Here is a 16,743-nt window from a genome sequence, read left to right on the forward strand (position 1 = left end):
TACATCTCAAGGCATTTTTGAATAAACTGAGAAAGATTTTGGTTACTTAAGTATTGACGGGTGAGGAATTGTCAATTCTTTCACCAACTTGTAAGTATGCGCTGTATTCTAACTAGAATTTTAGTGCATGAATAAGTGATCATGAACAAAAAAGCCTCTGAAGTATTAAGCTTTACATTTCATTTAGGCTTACTAAAGTAAAAAAATACGTGTTTATAATGACTCTACTCGTATCCTGGATTGGTATAGATAGTCGTAAAGTTGCATCAATTTATATTGCAGCCGATAGCAGAATAAGTTGGGCAAATTTAGCGAATTTTGATCATGGGAGAAAGGTTTTTGCTTTCAATAAATATCCAGACATTTTGGGATATTGCGGTGATGTTATGTTCCCTTCAATTGTTCTGGGGCAAATTGTAGAGATGGCAGACAATGGATTACTTTTCAAAGAAAATTATAAATGTAAACAGAAGTTCGAGGCAATTAAAGAGAAATTAATCCAAATATTTCATAAATATCCCCATCATATCAACGGAATCACTCAAGATAGCTTACAAATTATACACGCATCCAGAGAATCTGATAATTGCACTAACTTTTTTTGTCACTTAATAGAATGGAAAAGAGATAAAGGATGGTCAGGTAAAAAACTAATTTTTCCAGAAAAATCAGATACACTGGCTATACTTGGTTCTGGTGCAGTCGAGTTTAATAAAAACTATGAGCGGTATATACAAGGACCAAACAAATCAACGAGCCGTAATGTTTTTCACTGCTTCTGTGACACTCTTTTTAATTCAAAGGATATAAATTGTGGAGGTGCGCCTCAATTAGTTGGTATTTACTCTAAGCCTGAATCCACTGCCAAAAAATTCGGCATTATTAAAGATAAGAAAAGATATTTATTTGGCTCTCAAATTGATGACTTAATTAATTTTAATAATATAGAGTGGAGAAACGATTTGTTTGAACTATGTGATGGAAATACTATGAAAAAGTTTGAAAAAGCTCAAAAACAGCCTAATCAATTAAAACGGTACTAATCTACTATTAGCTAGTGACGGTATGACAACCCACTGAATTGAATTGTGAAATTTTTCTGTATATTTGCCATTATATTAAAATTTCAATTATGATATAATGTATGAATATAAGAAATCATACAAAAGCAACTCCCCAGACCCTCACTATTTACTTATACCTCATGAGGGTGCGAGGTGCTGTAGGAAATCGGTACATTTAAACTGTACCGACTTTCCCACTGGGGTTAAATTTATAGTAATACCCAATGTTAAATTATTTCATGAAACCAAGATGTGATTACCTGTATTGCAGGGTGTCTTAATTAATTGTAACGAGACCTCTACTTTTTCAAGCTAACCCTTATATGGCTGTTGAAACAGTAAGCAAACCAAGATGTTGAACAAATGGCAAAAAATCTTTATCGCTGAATAGAAGTGGGTTTTGGCTTTCAATACAAAAAGTGGCGATATTCACATCAGCCGTTTTACGAATCGTGATACCACGCTTTCGGAGAAATCTATAGTTATCCACACTTTTGAGAGCAAGATCAACGCCTAACATCTCAAAAATTGTTAGAGAAGTCAATAATTCTTTTGCTGTTTGATAGTCTCTATCTGAGCGAAATCCTTGCAATACCTCCGTCAAAATGAGATCACCAATGGCAAGAGGTTCTACTCCCAAAAGAGTATCCAGTTTATTAGTTTCTGGGGTTTCCCTACCATTGAAATAGTCTATCCATACACTTGAATCTACAAGAATCATGAATTTGTTCTCATATCTTCAAGGTTGCCTTCCCATTTTAGATTACCGCGATAAGCCTTTATTTTTTCTTGTTGCTTTAGTTTAATCAGTGTTTTAAGTCCAAGTTCTATAACTTCTTGTTTAGTTTTCAGTCCAGTTGCTTTAATAGCATCATCTATCAGTTGTTCATCAATGATGATGTTAGTTGTCATAATTATAATCTGTGGATTTTGATGTTTACATAAAATTATATTGTATTTTTTTAGAAAATGTTACATCAAGTTACAGGATATAAGGCTTAAAAATATCAATGGTGCGTTACCCACAGCATAACGCACCCCACAAATTTAAACTTTACATCTTTCCTTTTGCCATGACTTGTTGCAGATGATGGCGAATTTCGTGTGCTTCATCAATTTCTGATTGACGCAACTTTTCAAACAGTTCTACACAAGGTTGAGAATTTGCTTCTTGGGCATCTTGAATGTAACGTTCATAAGCTTGCACTGCTGCGGCTTTATTATGCAGTACGGTAATAAAATCGTATTCTAAATTACTAATTGGCTCTTGAGTTTTTGTCTTGGTAGTAGTCATTATTTTTTGACCCTTTAAGTGTTTATTGTTTATTTAATTTATACCTACTCTCGAAGTTTGATTCATCTACCTGCAAGTTGACAAAAATATTACCCTCAGACATAAGTCCAGAAGATAGATCCCCAACTTCTTAAAGAAGTCGGGGATCTGGGTATGATATTTATTTCTACCCATTGGCTTATTTACTATGACATAGGCTGGTTTTGCTTACATTGATCTGAATACTGAAATTCCGACTCGTTTTGTCGTTCTCTCCGTCCTTTATCAACAATTGGGCAAAATTTCGTGTTCGCACTCATGCAGTCCATGTGGGGTGTTTTCGCACACACTAATAATAGTCCACCCAAAATGAGCAATAAACCACAAATTGCGGCTGTTTGTACTCCTGAAATTTCTAATGCACCATGAACCACTACTTCCCGCAGTACGGAAACAATTGCAACTTCGACTGCTACACCAACAGAAATACTATGCTCTTGTAAGTAGACCATTAGTAGTCGAAATAACTCTACTAGAATCAACACAAATAGCATTTTGGATGTCAATTCTTTGTAGCCTAGTGACTGTGTGATGGCAATAAATATACCCCACAACTGTATCAACATAACTGCAAATAAGGCTAAACATAGGACAATCACAATTAGGTCTTGGAATGCCTCCATGTTACGAACTATTGTATGGCGATCTAACCAGCGATCGCAAAATAAAAACCTACTCTTGAAGCGTTTTTGCATGACTATCCACATTCCAATGGCAATTTAGACCACACTAGCCGTTTAACCCCTTTTTCTTATTGTTACGTAATATTAATGCTTATGCCTCAGCGTGGTTTGTTATTTAGATTGTTATTTAACTTTTGTGCTTGTATTAACAATTTTTCAGCATTTAGCGCCCATTGTGAATTACCCTGTTTTTGATACAAATTTCTGGCATATTCAAATACTTTCACGGCTTCTGCATATTGCTTTAATTGTATAAAAACTAATCCTGCCCCATAATAAGCATCTGCATAGTTAGAGTTAGCATCGGCTGATTTTCTAAATGCTGCTAATGCTTCGTTAAATTTGCCCTGATTAAACCAAATTGAACCCAAATTATAATGAGCTTCTGCATATCTGGGATTTATGGCTATTGCCTTGCTAAATGCTTGTTGTGCTAATTCAATTTTGCCTTGTTGCAAATAAGAAATGCCTAAATGATAGGCTGGTTCTGGGGAATTCTGACTATATGTTATAGCTTGTTGAAAAGATGCGATCGCACCAGTCCAATCTTTTTGGATTTCTCGCACTAATCCCATGTTATAATGAGCAAAACCCAGCTTTGGATCTAGTTGTAGCGCCCGTTGCAAATAATCAACTGCTAACTGTAAATTATTCCCTTCTAATAACGCAGCACCTAAATTTGCAAAAGCTGGTGCAAATTGTGGATCTGCTTGCGCCGCTTGATAAAATGCGTCTGCTGCTGGTTGTAATTGCCCCGCTTGTCGCAGTGCTAAACCTAAATTATAATGGGCTGCTGCTAATGCGGGATCTAATTGCGTTGCTTGACGAAAAGCAGCGATCGCATCTGGGATTTTTCCCCCTTGAATCGCCTGTAAGCCTTTATTTAACCAGTCTAAAGCAATTTGACGGGGAGTTTGAGCCAGTAAAGGAAGGTGAGGATATGGGGAGATGGGAAGATGGGGAGAAGAGGAAATTACTGGACTAATATTTACACCTAGTAGCAGTAAAGTCACAATTCCAATTAGAGGATATTTTTTTAAGGATAATGTCATAAATTTGCTAGATAATAACATCTTGAGTGACTTTTTCTAGTTGAAAAATGTTGTCACAATCTTATTTCTTTACAAAAATTTTAGATTTGGAATATAAGTTCGTGTTGCTTAATATTACTTAAAGTAAATCTTACGATAAACTACGTTTTTTTTAAACCGAGATTAAAGGATGGATAATAAAAAATTAAAGCCAGCAGGAATAATTCTCCTGACCAAGATAATGAATTACTCCTGAAAAATACAGAATGCGGTTGAGGGAATCACCGTAAAGGAGGGTTTATGAACGAAAAAGTAAAATCCGGTTCGCGGAATGTGGCAATTGTTGGACCATATTTAAGTGGAAAAACCACATTACTAGAAAGTTTGTTATTTGTCAGCGGGGCAATTTCTCGCAAAGGTAACGTTAAAGATGGTAACACAGTCGGAGATAGCGCCAATGAAGCACGCGATCGCCGTATGAGTGTAGAAATATCCGCAGCTTGTACCGAATATGAAAATACACGCTTCACCTTTATAGATTGTCCCGGTTCGGTAGAATTTGCTCAAGAAACATACAATGCTTTAATGGGAATCGATGCAGCAATTGTCGTTTGCGAACCGATCCGTGATAGAGTTCTCACCCTAGCGCCATTATTTAAATTTCTCGATGATTGGGAAATTCCCCACATCATTTTTGTGAATAAAATGGACAGGGCAAATATTCATGTTTTAGAAACATTAAAAGCCCTGAAAGCTGTTTCCAGTCGTCCTTTAGTGCTTCACCAATACCCCATCATGCAAGGGGAAGAACTAACAGGATTTATTGATATGGTGAGTGAGGAAGCTTATCAATATCATGCTGGTGCTGCTGCTGATTCTATACCATTTCCTGAAGAATTAAAAGCAGAAGAACATCAAGCCAGAGCAGAAATGTTAGAAGCTTTGGCAAATTTTGACGACCATTTACTCGAAGAACTTTTAGAAGATATCGAACCGCCTCAAGACGAAATTCTCAAAGATTTAAAATTAGAATTAGGTGCAGATTTAGTTGTACCTGTTTTCTTTGGTGTTGCGGAACAAGATTATGGTGTTAGACCTTTATTAGAAGCAATGTTAAGGGAAGCACCAGCACCAGAAACAACAATGGAACGACGTTTAGGAAAAATCAGTGATACTCCTTTAGCGCAAGTTCTTAAAACCTTCTATACTCCCCAAGGTGGCAAACTTTCTTTAGTGAGAGTATGGCAAGGAACATTAACAGATGGTATTGTTTTAAATGGCGTTCGTGCTGGGGGTATTTACCGTTTGATGGGACAACAACAACAGCAAATTAATCAAGCTGTAGCTGGAGAAATTGTGGCTTTAAGTCGCTTGGAAGGAATTAAAACTGGGGATACAATCTCTACAAATTCCCATTTGCAAGAATTACCAAAAGCGGAAAACTTAGAACCAGTTTTTGCTTTAGCAATTACACCAGAAAAACGCAATGATGAAGTAAAACTTAGTGCTGCTATTACTAAGTTATTAGAAGAAGATTCTTCTTTAGCTTGGGAACAACACGGTGATACTCATGAAGTGATTTTGTGGGGACAAGGGGAAATACATTTGCAAGTTGCGTTAGATAGACTGCGACGCAAATATAATTTACCAATGTCTACTCATCTTCCTCAAGTTCCTTATAAAGAAACCATTCGCAAACCTGTCAACTCAGTTCATGGACGTTATAAACACCAAAGCGGTGGACATGGACAATTTGGGGATGTGTTCTTGGATATTCAACCTTTACCAAGAGGGGAAGGTTTTAATTTCAATGAAAAGATTGTTGGTGGTGTTGTTCCCAGACAATACATTCCTGGGGTAGAAATGGGTGTGCGGGAATTTCTCACACATGGTCCGTTAGGTTTCCCCATGGTTGATGTTGCGGTGACATTAACCAATGGTTCTTATCATTCCGTTGATAGTTCGGAACAAGCTTTTAAACAAGCTGCACGTCTAGCAATGCAAACGGGTGTACCCCAAGCGCAACCTACCCTGTTAGAACCGATTTTAAAGGTAGATGTGAATACTCCCAGTGAGTTTACTTCTAAAGTTTTGCAGCTTTTGAGTGGTAGACGGGGGCAGATTTTAGGTTATGAAGGTAGACAAGATTGGCAAGGTTGGGATAAGGTTTCTGCATATTTACCTCAAGCAGAAATGCAGGATTTTATTGTAGAATTGCGATCGCTTACTCTTGGTGTTGGTTCTTTCCATTGGGAACAAGACCATCTGCAAGAAGTACCAGAAAAGCTGGCTGAACGCATTCTAGTTACTAATGGTAATGGTGGTAACGGTAAGTAGTGAAATCTCGTTCCCAGTCTCTGACTGGGAATGCTATCTGGAAGGTTCTACCTTCCTTTCTTTTGTCTCACGCAGAGACGCAGAGGCGCAGAGAGGGGGAAGGCAAAAAATTAAGATTGTTCTGGTAAATAATCTTGATTTAAACTTTCTTCTGTCGTAAACGGAGAATCTACAGGAAAAGTATCAAGTGATAAACCTGTTTCTAATGATGCTTGTTTTCTCGCATCTTGATAAGATTCTTTAAATACGTCACAGAAGTATTTTTTTAAACTTGGACTTTCGGTTAATTCTTCTTTCAATCTGCGTCTATGTTCAAATATAGTAGATAACCAACTATTACTGCATTTATCTGGTTGATATAGTTGATATTTATATTTGAGAAGGTGCATTAATAACACTAATAAATTACTTTTTAATGCTCTTTTTTCACTTCTACCCATGCTTTCGATTTCTTCAATCAAATTAGTTAAGTCAATTTCTGCAAAGTTACCATTTTTTAATAGTTTTGCTGTAGTTTCTATCCACAGATAAAAGTCTTCATTATAAAGATTTGAGTTAGTAACGGCTGTTGGTTGAGTTGCTGTCATTTTATTTCAACCTCCTCAAATAAATTATGATATTTTTCGGTAGCGTCTTTGAGATAATTATAGAATAATTCCATTCACCAATACAAAAATAACCCCAATTTAAATTAATTACCTAATGATGACCAAACCTTAAATTCATGATTATACTTGTATGTTAAGTATATACAACATCTTAACAACACAGGAAAATCATAATGGGCTTTATATTCTCCCTCCTCACAAGTCTCATAGCTAGTCTCATATATCTCCAAAGCAGCAAAATCACCAGCACCAAGACTCAAATTGCAGTACGCGGAATTACCATATTAATTGGTAGTATTGCCTTATTAGCTTCTATTTCCAGATTGTTGGTGATAGTCCCACCAGGAAATGTGGGTGTTATCAACCTATTTGGTAACGTTTCCGACAATACCCTAGATTCAGGTGTTCACTTAGTTAACCCCTTTGCCAAAGTGTTGAATTTTTCTACTCGTCTGAAAGATATTAAGGAAAACATAGACACAACATCTCAAGAAGGTTTGAGTTTAAATCTTGATGTCAGTCTTCAATATAGACTTGACCCCCAGAAAGCAGCGATAGTATATAAAACAATTGGAACTGATGAAAAAGAATTGATTATTTCCAGATTTCGTTCTACAGTCCGCGCTATTACAGCCAACTATCCAGCTAGTGCAGTTTACTCCACAAAACGTCAAGAAATAGTCCAAAAAATTGACCAACAACTCACCCAGGATATACCAAAATTAGGCTTTATTGTTGACCAAGCACTTTTGAGAAATGTGAAAATGCCGGATAGTCTACAGACAGCAATTCAGCAAAAGCTCAAAGCTGAACAAGAAAATGAGCAAATGAAATTTGTGTTAGAAAAAGAGCGTCAAGAAGCTGAAAGAAAGAAAATTGAAGCTAAAGGTATAGCTGACTCTCAAAAAATTATCTCTGGTGGACTCACTAACCAAATTCTGCAATTACGTGCCATTGAAGCTACAGAAAAACTTGCTCAATCTAATAATTCTAAAGTTGTAGTTATCGGTTCTGAAAAAGGGGGAACACCGATTTTAATTCAGTCAGAAACAGGAACATCAAAACCATAAAATATTTTTACAATCTGTTTACACCTCACACAAAAGCAATAACATAAAAATTATTTCTTCTGGATGTTCAACATGAAATGAGCTTCTAATTTTAGTTTTATGAATTCCGCGTACAAGATGCTTGTATTCAAGTTATTTGGTAAAAATTACCTAATTACGTAAAGATGTTTGATGTGAAACGTGCGTAGGGACTCAATTAGATCAAAAATATTGGACAATTCTGTATTTATTAGTGTTTCATACGGAGGTTAATTAAAGAGATGGTGCGGTTTATTTTCACTGGGATTTTGGTATTATTAACAGCCTGTAGTAGTATTGCATTGCTACCGACTTATGAATTAGTAGAACAAGCGATCGCTATTCAGCTAGAACAAACCCAACAGGAACTTAAGCAAAAGCTAGATTTAGACTTTCAGAACTTCGACATTACGCGAGTATCAATTACTCAACAACAACCTTTAACCATTGAAAATCTACCCGCTTATCGTGTACAGGGAACTTATGATTTAACTGTTAAATTACCAAAAAAACAAATCACTCAACCACAAAAACCCTTTGAAATTTATTTGCAAATTCAACGAGAAGGTAAAAGTTGGCGTTTGCTACTACCCGAAAAAATTAGTAACAATACTCCATCAATTTGGCATAGTTATTTGATTCTTTAGGGGATGCAGATCCCCGACTTCTAACATTAATTCATCATATCTTGAATGATTATTAAAGAAGTCGGGTATCTAGTAATTCTAGTGTTGACTTTTGATTTGAGATTTGTTATACTGAAATTAATAAGGAAGAACTAGCTTGTAATAATTTTAATTTTGATAAACTCTGCCTTTCCAAGCACCTCCCCTTCCTTGCCAATGACGCTTAGCAGAATCTAAAGTCATCAAAGTATAGAAAACGGCAATTATGGGTAAACAAAATGCTATCCAAAAGGGCGATTTATAAAAGCGAATGATGGGGAAATATGCTAATGTCATTAATAGCCACGTGAATAAACCGATGAGAGTAATTGGCAAATTTCCCATCACTAAACCTAAGATAATTCCTAATGGTGGCAGCATATAAACTAAAATCATTCCTAACACACTTCCTGCTAACAACAAAGGAGAATAATTCAGTTGTGTGTAGGCGCTACGGGCTACCATATTCCAGATAGTTTCTAGGGAATCATAAGGACGTAAACTATAAGTTAAAGCACTCAATCCTAACCAAATTTTTCCTTGATTGGATTTCACGGCTTTGGCTAAAGAACAATCATCAATTAAAGCTTGACGGATAACTTGTAGCCCACCAATTTTATGTAGGGTTTCTGTGCGAATTAAAATACAACCACCAGCAGCAGCAGCAGTAGATTTTTTCGGGTTATTTGCCCAGCGAAACGGGTAGATTTTTTGAAAGAAAAAGACAAAAGCAGGTATTAATAATTGTTCCCAAAAACTTTGACACCGCAGCTTGACCATGATAGATACTAAATCTAAATTCTCTGTTTCTGCTTTGGTAACTAATCGGCGCAAATTGCTGATATCATGTTCTATATCTGCATCAGTTAGTAAAAAATAATCTGGTAATTTTAGAGACGTTTCATCAAACTTCTCTACAGCAGCTTTTACACCTTGTTCCATTGCCCAAAGTTTACCAGTCCAACCAACTGGTAAATCTGCACTAGAGACAATATGTAGTTGTTCGAGTTTATCAACTGCGTAAGCTACTCCTTGGGCAAAATTTGCTGTACCATCTGTACTTTGATCATCCACTAAAAACACATTGAAATTACCAGGATAGTCTTGGAGAAGAAGCGATCGCAAACTAATAGGGATGACATCAGCTTCATTCCGCGCTGGAACTACCACACACACCGTAGGTAATTTTTTAGAGATTTTGTATACAACGTCTTTACTGGTTTCTAACTGCTGATCTACACGCCAAAACTGTCCCCAAAACAAGAGTAAAAATAACCAAATTGCTAAAGATAAAAGCATCAAACCCGATAAAATTTCTACCATAACTCTTGCAAATTCTCAGTAATTCAGACAGAATACATTGTTTGTTGATTTTGGGAAAGAATGTTAAGTAACTCTACCCAGATCCCCGACTTCTTCAAGAAGTCGGGGATCTATATCCTGAATGTTTTATGTTTAACTATGTTGACCTACTATTTGGTGCTGAGGTAAGGATTTAATGCAAACACAAGACAGGGTGAAAGTCAAGCAAGTTACAGAAGCAATCGCAGCTAGTCAAAAACATCTGCTATCAATTCAACAACCAGATGGTTACTGGTGGGCAGAATTAGAATCAAATGTTACCATTACTGCTGAAGCTGTACTGCTACATAAAATTTGGGGAACAGATAAAACTCGACCTTTACATAAAGTTGAAACATATCTGCGATCGCAACAACGAGAACATGGAGGATGGGAACTATTTTATGGTGATGGTGGAGAACTCAGCACAACAGTAGAAGCTTACATGGCCTTGAGGTTGTTAGGTGTACCCGCAACAGATCCAGCACTAATAAAAGCTAAATCTTTAATTCTTCAAAAAGGTGGAATTAGCAAAACCCGCATTTTCACTAAATTACATTTAGCCTTAATAGGTTGCTACAATTGGCGCGGACTTCCATCTCTTCCACCTTGGGTAATGCTGCTACCCGATAATTTCCCCTTCAACATTTATGAACTTTCTAGCTGGGCGCGTTCTAGCACAGTGCCATTATTAATAGTCTTTGATCGCAAACCAGTTTTTGAAATTGATAACCCCATTAATTTAGATGAATTATATGCAGAAGGTGTGAATAATGTCAAATGGGAATTACCGAAAAATGGTGATTGGTCAGATATATTCAACATCTTAGATGATGGATTTAAATTAGCAGAAAGTTTCAACTTTGTACCTTTTAGAAATGAAGGAATCAAAGCCGCAGAAAAATGGATTTTAGAACGTCAAGAAGCAACTGGAGATTGGGGGGGAATTATTCCCGCCATGTTAAATTCTCTGTTAGCTTTAAAATGCCTAGATTACGACGCTAACGACCCAATTATATATAGAGGTTTAAAAGCAGTTGATAATTTCGCCATTGAAACAGAAAATAATTACTGTGTTCAACCTTGTGTATCTCCTGTGTGGGATACAGCATGGGCAATTCGTGCCTTAATTGATTCAGGTTTTCCAGCATATCATCCAGCAATTGTCAAAGCTGGAGAATGGTTAATAGATAAACAAATACTTAATTATGGTGATTGGAACGTAAAAAATAAACAAGGAAAACCCGGAGCTTGGGCGTTTGAATTTGACAACCGCTTTTATCCAGATGTGGATGATTCTGCTGTAGTTGTCATGGCTTTACATCAAACAAAATTACCCAATGAAGCCCTGAAAAAACAAGCTATGAATCGGGCTTTAAATTGGATAGCATCAATGCAGTGTAAACCCGGAGGTTGGGCAGCTTTTGATATTGATAATGATCAAGAGTGGCTGAATTCTGTACCCTATGGCGATTTAAAAGCCATGATTGATCCAAATACAGCCGATGTCACCGCTAGAGTAATAGAAATGTTGGGGGCTTGTAACTTATCAATTCAACCAGATAAGTTAGAAAAATCCCTTGATTATCTTATCAATGAACAAGAAAATGAAGGTTGTTGGTTTGGACGTTGGGGGGTAAATTACATTTATGGTACAAGTGGCGTTTTATCAGCTTTAGCATTAATAAATCCTCAAAAATATCGCCCTAATATAGAACAAGGTGCAGCTTGGTTAGTCAAAGTTCAAAACTCTGATGGTGGTTGGGGAGAAACTTGTTTTAGTTACAATGATCCTAGTTTGAAAGGTAAGGGAGACAGCACTGCATCTCAAACAGCTTGGGCTTTAATTGGGTTAATAGCAGCAGGTGAAGCAACAGGAAAAATGCCTTTTGATAGTATTGAAAAAGGGGTTAATTACTTGTTAGAAACTCAACAAGCAGATGGTACTTGGGATGAGTCATATTTTACAGGAACAGGTTTTCCTTGTCATTTTTATCTCAAGTATCACCTCTATCAACAGTATTTTCCTTTAATGGCGCTGGGAAGATATCACAGGATTAAAAAATAGGGAATAAAATATCCTCGACTTCTTGGAGAAGTTGGGGATGTCAGCTTTAATTGTCAGAATCAGGATTTACAGGATTAAAGGATTAACAGGATGTAACCCACATTCCGCACTTCAAAAAGTAACACAATTAAACTACATTGACAGTCGATTAAAACTTATGGTTTTAGCAATCAATTATCAATGGAAAACACGGCTGTTCAAAGGTAAGGAAGCCAGTATCTTAAAACAGCAACTATCCACTACTGTTGATAAGTATGTACCCAAATACAAAGAAGCTGATGCTATGGTTGAATCCCCTAGAATCACTGTTGGCTAACGCCACGCTTCGCTATCAAACTCTTTCGGTGGCGTGTCTTGTTGTTTTTGTTTGCGATACATTTTGATGCACCTTGATGCAAGGGTTTTTACCTATTTTACCCTTTTTTCTTGCACTTTGTTTCTCTTTTCTGACCCTCAAACTCTTGATTTATCTAGGTTTTGCCTTTATTCAGCAAACCCTATGTAAATTTGTTAACTAGTACAAGTTCACCATTGGTAGAAAACTGGTAGACTATATTTTCTAACCAATACAAACGCACCAGTTACAGATTATTTCATCAAGTAACATTTACATTTGGTACAAAATTGGTACAAAGTTAGTCAAGAGAGTTTGTTGCTTTATACCAATTGAACCTGGAGAACCTTATAGGGTAAGAGTTTTACCTTAAGGCGACAGGCGGATTTGAACCGCCGGATGGAGGTTTTGCAGACCTCTGCCTTACCACTTGGCTATGTCGCCGCACTCACAATTACTCATATTATCACCTTTTTTCTTGAATTGCATCCCTCTGGAAAAAATTTTTTGGTGATTGGTGATTGGGGACTGGGGACTGGGAACGGAAGTTATTAATTTTGACTTTTGACTTTTGACTTTTGACTTGATACCTCCCCTATTCCCTATTCCCTGTTCCCTCTCTAAGATAACTTCACTTCATCGGCAAAGTTACCCCAGCGGACAAAGTGAAATGGACCTGCAACAGAACCCCAAAGATGCTCATCCGTGTCTGGATCTCGTCCTTTGTCCCAGCTGATAAATTTCTCGCCATCAATTTCAAATTTACTATCTAAGTAGGTTCTTTGTCCTTTGCGAACGACGATACAGCCTTTACCTGGTTCAACGTGGCCTCTAAAGCAGTTACCTGTCCACTCGACAATCATGTTACAACCGCAAAGTTTTTCCAGGCGATCGCTCGTTAACTTCTGCAAACGAACTAAATCACGAGATGCACCAAAAAAGTCTTTTTCGTCTTTGACAGTATAGTTTTCAATCAGGATATTCTCACCCTCTATTACCAAATTTAATACTCTCAGCCGATAAGGGTCATTGAGCATATAGTCATAAGCTTGTTCTACAAACAAACTCACTCCGGATAAAAAGGAGTAAGGCAGAGGACGCATACATACACGAATATGGGCGTAAAAAGCTGGATTCTCAAACACTTGGGCTTGATTGCTAAAATCAGCGGCCATCCAACGGGCTAAGGTGGCAATATCAGTAGAATGAGTCATGACAATTTTGGATTAATGCTATTAACCAAAGCGTCCAGCAACATAATCACGGGTGCGCTCATCTAATGGGTTACGAAAGATTTGACCTGTAGCCCCAAATTCTACCATCTGCCCGATGCGACTTTCATCAGTGCTAAAGAAAGCTGTAAAATCAGAAACACGGGTTGCTTGCTGCATATTGTGAGTAACAATAGCAATAGTTAACTCCGAGCGCAAGCGGTGGATGAGTTCTTCAACTTTCAGAGTAGCAATAGGATCTAAGGCTGAACAAGGTTCATCCATCAATAAAACTTTTGGTTTTACTGCCAAAGCACGAGCAATACACAGACGCTGCTGCTGTCCACCCGAAAGCCCTAAAGCGGATGTGTTGAGTTTATCTTTGACTTCATCCCAAAGTGCTGCACCTTTGAGAGCAGATTCAACAATTTCATCTAATTGAAATTTTGGACATCTACCAGAAATTCTCACACCATAAGCAACATTTTCGTAGATACTCATGGGGAAAGGATTTGGCTTTTGAAATACCATGCCAATTTCTCGACGCAGACGATTGATATTAACGCGGGGGGCATAAATATTTTGCCCAAAAAATTCTATAATCCCATCAACTTTTACTTTCCCTTCTAATTCACTAATGCGATTTAAGGTTTTAATGAAGGTGGATTTTCCGCAACCACTAGGACCAATTAGTGCAGTGACTTGATTCTTATAAATATCTAATGATATGCCTTCGATAGCTTTAAAATTTCCATAGTAGAAACTGAGGTTTTTGACTTTGATGGCTGGAACTAGGTTACTCATATAGCAATCCGATTTGATTTGTGTTTGCGTAGCGTGGCGTTAGCCATATTTATTCGTTGAGGCAAGGAATAGGGAAGAAAGAGGTGACAATAAATGGCAATATTTGTCTATGGATTGGGCGAAGTTTTACAATACTTGGATGTCGAATCAAACTTTACTGAAACTTAGTTTTGCGACTTAGTAAGCGAGAGAGCAGACTAAAAAACAATACTAAACTCAGCAGAATGATAGAAGTAGTCCAAACTAATTTGTTAATTTCTGGATCAGGACTGTTGTATAGGTTAAAAATTAATACAGGCAAAGATGCTGTGGGACTCATTAAACCATCTGACCAGTTTTGACTAAATAAAGCCGTAAAAAGTAGTGGTGCTGTTTCACCTGCGGCGCGGGCGATCGCTAGAGAAACACCAGTAGTAATACCTGGAGTTGCGGCTGTAACAACAATCCGAAACGTAGTTTGGAAGCGAGTTCCACCCAAAGCGGCTGAAGCAAGACGCTGGTGAGTAGGAATAAGTTTTAATGCTTCCTCTGTAGTTAGTACAATTACTGGCAACATAATCACAGATAAAGCAAAACCACCAGCAAAGGCGCTAAATTGTTTAGTAATTAAAACAACTACTCCATAAGCAAACATACCAACGACAATTGAAGGCACACCTGTGAGGATAGAGTTGAGGAAACGCACAAAATTAGTAATTTTGTTAGTTTTGCCAAATTCTGCCAAAAATATTCCCGTCATTATCCCTACAGGAATACTCAGAAATGCACCAATACCTACCATGAGAATAGTACCAAGGATGGCATTAGCAAAGCCATTTTCAATCAACGGACGGTATAACATTTCTGGTTTAAAGCCAGAAAGTCCTCGTGATAGTATTTCCCACAAAATTGATCCTAATGGCAAGAATGCTAACAAACTCAAGATGAATGATAAACCATTCATTGCATAGGTAAACAAACGCCTCTGAGTTGGTAGAGGATCAAGTAATTGTTCTGAAAAAGATTCATCTATTTCTGGATTTATATAGTTACTCATTTCAATTTCGGATTGAGAATTTAAGATTGCTAATTATCAGTAAAAAACAAAATTTTCGGTTATGAATTTTTCTTGCCAACCCATTGAACTAATAGCACAGCGCCAATATTAACAGCTAGAGTTAAAACGAACAAAATTAAACCTAAATAACTTAATGAGCCAATATGCAATCCTGGTTCAGCTTCAGCAAATTCATTGGCTAAAACAGCAGGAATTGTATAAGCTGGATCAAGTAAAGATAGGCTAATTTGAGCAGAGTTACCAATCACCATTGTCACTGCCATTGTTTCACCAAAGGCGCGGCCTAACGCTAACATGGCCGCACTCACCATTCCTGAAAATCCTGCTGGTAATAAGACGCGAAAAATTGTTTCCCAACGAGTTCCACCTAAAGCCATAGATGCGCTACGTAATTCTTTAGGAACAACCATCAATACATCACGAGAAATTGCAGCCATTGTTGGCAAAATCATGATCGAGAGAATAATTCCCGCAGTGAAAATATTATTTCCTGCTGGGTCTTGGGTATTAAATAACGGGATAAATTTAAAAGTGCTGCCTAACCATTTCTCTAATGGTTCTATAATGGGAATAAACACAAAGATTCCCCATAAACCGATAATCACACTGGGGATAGCAGCAATTAATTCAACTACAAAAGCAATAGCATTTCTGACTACTAATGGTAAAAAGTCTTCACTCGTTACCAAGGCTACTGATATACCTATCGGCACAGTTAAGAGAATAGCGATCGCACTACTTACTAAAGTACCATAAATATAAGGTAATGCCCCAAATAGTTGATTACCTGTATCCCAATCTTGACTCCAGAGAAACTTTAATCCAAATTTGAAAACTGCTGGTTGAGCTTCCTTAAAAATTACCCAAGTCATGAGAAATAATATCGCCACAGTCATGGCAGCAAACATATAAACTAGAATTGTAAATCCCTGGTCAAATCGGAAGTTGAGTCCACCAGTAACGGTCAAATTGATATTTTCATCACTGACATTGAAGTGAGGTGATGGATTATTATCATTAGGTTCAAATGATTTATTCATATTTATTTAATGAAAACAAGCAGACTATTTTTTTAAAATAGAGTGGGTCATCCCCACCCTACTCAAATAAATTTCAGAA

At 37.1% G+C, this 16,743-nt stretch carries 17 protein-coding genes and 1 tRNA gene; 6 read left to right on the top strand and 12 right to left on the bottom strand.

The window, feature by feature from the left end:
- The first annotated feature begins 218 nt into the window (after positions 1 to 218).
- Complete coding sequence (locus tag H6G06_RS15355; RefSeq protein WP_190561581.1) at positions 219 to 1,043, top strand: hypothetical protein; 825 nt, start codon at positions 219 to 221, stop codon at positions 1,041 to 1,043.
- 340 nt (positions 1,044 to 1,383) lie between these two features.
- Here H6G06_RS15355 and vapC read toward each other — a convergent pair whose 3' ends face one another.
- From vapC to H6G06_RS15380, 5 genes are all read right to left on the bottom strand, one after another.
- A complete protein-coding gene (gene vapC, locus H6G06_RS15360; RefSeq protein ID WP_190561583.1) occupies positions 1,384 to 1,785 on the bottom strand; it encodes a type II toxin-antitoxin system VapC family toxin in 402 nt (133 codons plus the stop codon).
- Positions 1,782 to 1,976, bottom strand: a complete 195-nt coding sequence (locus H6G06_RS15365) for a type II toxin-antitoxin system VapB family antitoxin (protein WP_190561585.1) — start codon at positions 1,974 to 1,976, stop codon at positions 1,782 to 1,784. Before H6G06_RS15365 ends, vapC begins: the two co-directional genes overlap by 4 nt.
- 142 nt (positions 1,977 to 2,118) lie before the next feature.
- Positions 2,119 to 2,358 (bottom strand): hypothetical protein, encoded by a 240-nt coding sequence (locus tag H6G06_RS15370; RefSeq protein WP_190561587.1) that lies wholly within the window; start codon positions 2,356 to 2,358, stop codon positions 2,119 to 2,121.
- 185 nt (positions 2,359 to 2,543) lie between these two features.
- Entirely contained in the window at positions 2,544 to 3,092 is a 549-nt protein-coding gene (locus H6G06_RS15375) for a phosphate-starvation-inducible PsiE family protein (RefSeq protein WP_190561589.1), read from the bottom strand.
- 86 nt (positions 3,093 to 3,178) lie between these two features.
- Positions 3,179 to 4,132, bottom strand: a complete 954-nt coding sequence (locus H6G06_RS15380) for a tetratricopeptide repeat protein (RefSeq protein ID WP_190561591.1) — start codon at positions 4,130 to 4,132, stop codon at positions 3,179 to 3,181.
- 279 nt (positions 4,133 to 4,411) lie between these two features.
- Here H6G06_RS15380 and H6G06_RS15385 point away from each other — a divergent pair, with 279 nt between their 5' ends.
- Positions 4,412 to 6,448 carry an elongation factor G gene (locus tag H6G06_RS15385; RefSeq protein ID WP_190561593.1) on the top strand — a complete coding sequence of 679 codons (2,037 nt, stop codon included), beginning with the start codon at positions 4,412 to 4,414 and terminating at the stop codon, positions 6,446 to 6,448.
- 110 nt (positions 6,449 to 6,558) lie between these two features.
- Here H6G06_RS15385 and H6G06_RS15390 read toward each other — a convergent pair whose 3' ends face one another.
- Positions 6,559 to 7,035: a DUF29 domain-containing protein gene (locus tag H6G06_RS15390; protein WP_190561595.1), complete on the bottom strand. Its 477-nt coding sequence runs from the start codon at positions 7,033 to 7,035 to the stop codon at positions 6,559 to 6,561.
- A gap of 194 nt (positions 7,036 to 7,229) precedes the next feature.
- Between H6G06_RS15390 and H6G06_RS15395 the strand changes: the two genes are divergently transcribed.
- Positions 7,230 to 8,126: a prohibitin family protein gene (locus tag H6G06_RS15395; RefSeq protein ID WP_190561597.1), complete on the top strand. Its 897-nt coding sequence runs from the start codon at positions 7,230 to 7,232 to the stop codon at positions 8,124 to 8,126.
- 260 nt (positions 8,127 to 8,386) lie between these two features.
- Positions 8,387 to 8,791, top strand: a complete 405-nt coding sequence (locus H6G06_RS15400) for a hypothetical protein (RefSeq protein ID WP_190561599.1) — start codon at positions 8,387 to 8,389, stop codon at positions 8,789 to 8,791.
- 147 nt (positions 8,792 to 8,938) lie between these two features.
- Here H6G06_RS15400 and H6G06_RS15405 read toward each other — a convergent pair whose 3' ends face one another.
- Complete coding sequence (locus tag H6G06_RS15405) at positions 8,939 to 10,132, bottom strand: glycosyltransferase (RefSeq protein ID WP_190561601.1); 1,194 nt, start codon at positions 10,130 to 10,132, stop codon at positions 8,939 to 8,941.
- Between the two features lie 175 nt (positions 10,133 to 10,307).
- On the opposite strand from H6G06_RS15405, the gene shc reads away from it, so the two are divergent.
- On the top strand, positions 10,308 to 12,218 hold the full coding sequence (gene shc / locus H6G06_RS15410) for a squalene--hopene cyclase (RefSeq protein ID WP_190561603.1): 1,911 nt from the start codon (positions 10,308 to 10,310) through the stop codon (positions 12,216 to 12,218).
- 157 nt (positions 12,219 to 12,375) lie between these two features.
- Positions 12,376 to 12,534 (top strand): hypothetical protein, encoded by a 159-nt coding sequence (locus H6G06_RS15415; RefSeq protein ID WP_190561605.1) that lies wholly within the window; start codon positions 12,376 to 12,378, stop codon positions 12,532 to 12,534.
- A gap of 390 nt (positions 12,535 to 12,924) precedes the next feature.
- On the opposite strand, the gene H6G06_RS15420 is transcribed toward H6G06_RS15415, so the two are convergent.
- From H6G06_RS15420 to pstC, 5 genes are all read right to left on the bottom strand, one after another.
- Positions 12,925 to 12,996 (bottom strand) — tRNA-Cys (locus H6G06_RS15420).
- Positions 12,997 to 13,172: 176 nt separating this feature from the next.
- Positions 13,173 to 13,766, bottom strand: a complete 594-nt coding sequence (locus H6G06_RS15425; protein WP_190561607.1) for a chromophore lyase CpcT/CpeT — start codon at positions 13,764 to 13,766, stop codon at positions 13,173 to 13,175.
- A gap of 21 nt (positions 13,767 to 13,787) precedes the next feature.
- Positions 13,788 to 14,567, bottom strand: a complete 780-nt coding sequence (pstB, locus tag H6G06_RS15430) for a phosphate ABC transporter ATP-binding protein PstB (RefSeq protein WP_190561609.1) — start codon at positions 14,565 to 14,567, stop codon at positions 13,788 to 13,790.
- 154 nt (positions 14,568 to 14,721) lie between these two features.
- A complete protein-coding gene (gene pstA / locus H6G06_RS15435) occupies positions 14,722 to 15,603 on the bottom strand; it encodes a phosphate ABC transporter permease PstA (RefSeq protein WP_190561611.1) in 882 nt (293 codons plus the stop codon).
- Positions 15,604 to 15,662: 59 nt separating this feature from the next.
- Positions 15,663 to 16,664 (bottom strand): phosphate ABC transporter permease subunit PstC, encoded by a 1,002-nt coding sequence (gene pstC, locus H6G06_RS15440; protein WP_190561613.1) that lies wholly within the window; start codon positions 16,662 to 16,664, stop codon positions 15,663 to 15,665.
- Positions 16,665 to 16,743 lie beyond the last annotated feature (79 nt).

Origin of the sequence: Anabaena sphaerica FACHB-251, assembly GCF_014696825.1 — a bacterium.
GTDB lineage: Bacteria > Cyanobacteriota > Cyanobacteriia > Cyanobacteriales > Nostocaceae > RDYJ01.

Bases quoted from the DNA above. Each gene is read 5' to 3' on its own strand.
- H6G06_RS15355 (WP_190561581.1), top strand. From the start codon at position 219: ATGACTCTACTCGTATCCTGGATTGGTATAGATAGTCGTAAAGTTGCA.
- vapC (WP_190561583.1), bottom strand. From the start codon at position 1,785: ATGATTCTTGTAGATTCAAGTGTATGGATAGACTATTTCAATGGTAGG.
- H6G06_RS15365 (WP_190561585.1), bottom strand. From the start codon at position 1,976: ATGACAACTAACATCATCATTGATGAACAACTGATAGATGATGCTATT.
- H6G06_RS15370 (WP_190561587.1), bottom strand. From the start codon at position 2,358: ATGACTACTACCAAGACAAAAACTCAAGAGCCAATTAGTAATTTAGAA.
- H6G06_RS15375 (WP_190561589.1), bottom strand. From the start codon at position 3,092: ATGCAAAAACGCTTCAAGAGTAGGTTTTTATTTTGCGATCGCTGGTTA.
- H6G06_RS15380 (WP_190561591.1), bottom strand. From the start codon at position 4,132: ATGACATTATCCTTAAAAAAATATCCTCTAATTGGAATTGTGACTTTA.
- H6G06_RS15385 (WP_190561593.1), top strand. From the start codon at position 4,412: ATGAACGAAAAAGTAAAATCCGGTTCGCGGAATGTGGCAATTGTTGGA.
- H6G06_RS15390 (WP_190561595.1), bottom strand. From the start codon at position 7,035: ATGACAGCAACTCAACCAACAGCCGTTACTAACTCAAATCTTTATAAT.
- H6G06_RS15395 (WP_190561597.1), top strand. From the start codon at position 7,230: ATGGGCTTTATATTCTCCCTCCTCACAAGTCTCATAGCTAGTCTCATA.
- H6G06_RS15400 (WP_190561599.1), top strand. From the start codon at position 8,387: ATGGTGCGGTTTATTTTCACTGGGATTTTGGTATTATTAACAGCCTGT.
- H6G06_RS15405 (WP_190561601.1), bottom strand. From the start codon at position 10,132: ATGGTAGAAATTTTATCGGGTTTGATGCTTTTATCTTTAGCAATTTGG.
- shc (WP_190561603.1), top strand. From the start codon at position 10,308: ATGCAAACACAAGACAGGGTGAAAGTCAAGCAAGTTACAGAAGCAATC.
- H6G06_RS15415 (WP_190561605.1), top strand. From the start codon at position 12,376: ATGGTTTTAGCAATCAATTATCAATGGAAAACACGGCTGTTCAAAGGT.
- H6G06_RS15425 (WP_190561607.1), bottom strand. From the start codon at position 13,766: ATGACTCATTCTACTGATATTGCCACCTTAGCCCGTTGGATGGCCGCT.
- pstB (WP_190561609.1), bottom strand. From the start codon at position 14,567: ATGAGTAACCTAGTTCCAGCCATCAAAGTCAAAAACCTCAGTTTCTAC.
- pstA (WP_190561611.1), bottom strand. From the start codon at position 15,603: ATGAGTAACTATATAAATCCAGAAATAGATGAATCTTTTTCAGAACAA.
- pstC (WP_190561613.1), bottom strand. From the start codon at position 16,664: ATGAATAAATCATTTGAACCTAATGATAATAATCCATCACCTCACTTC.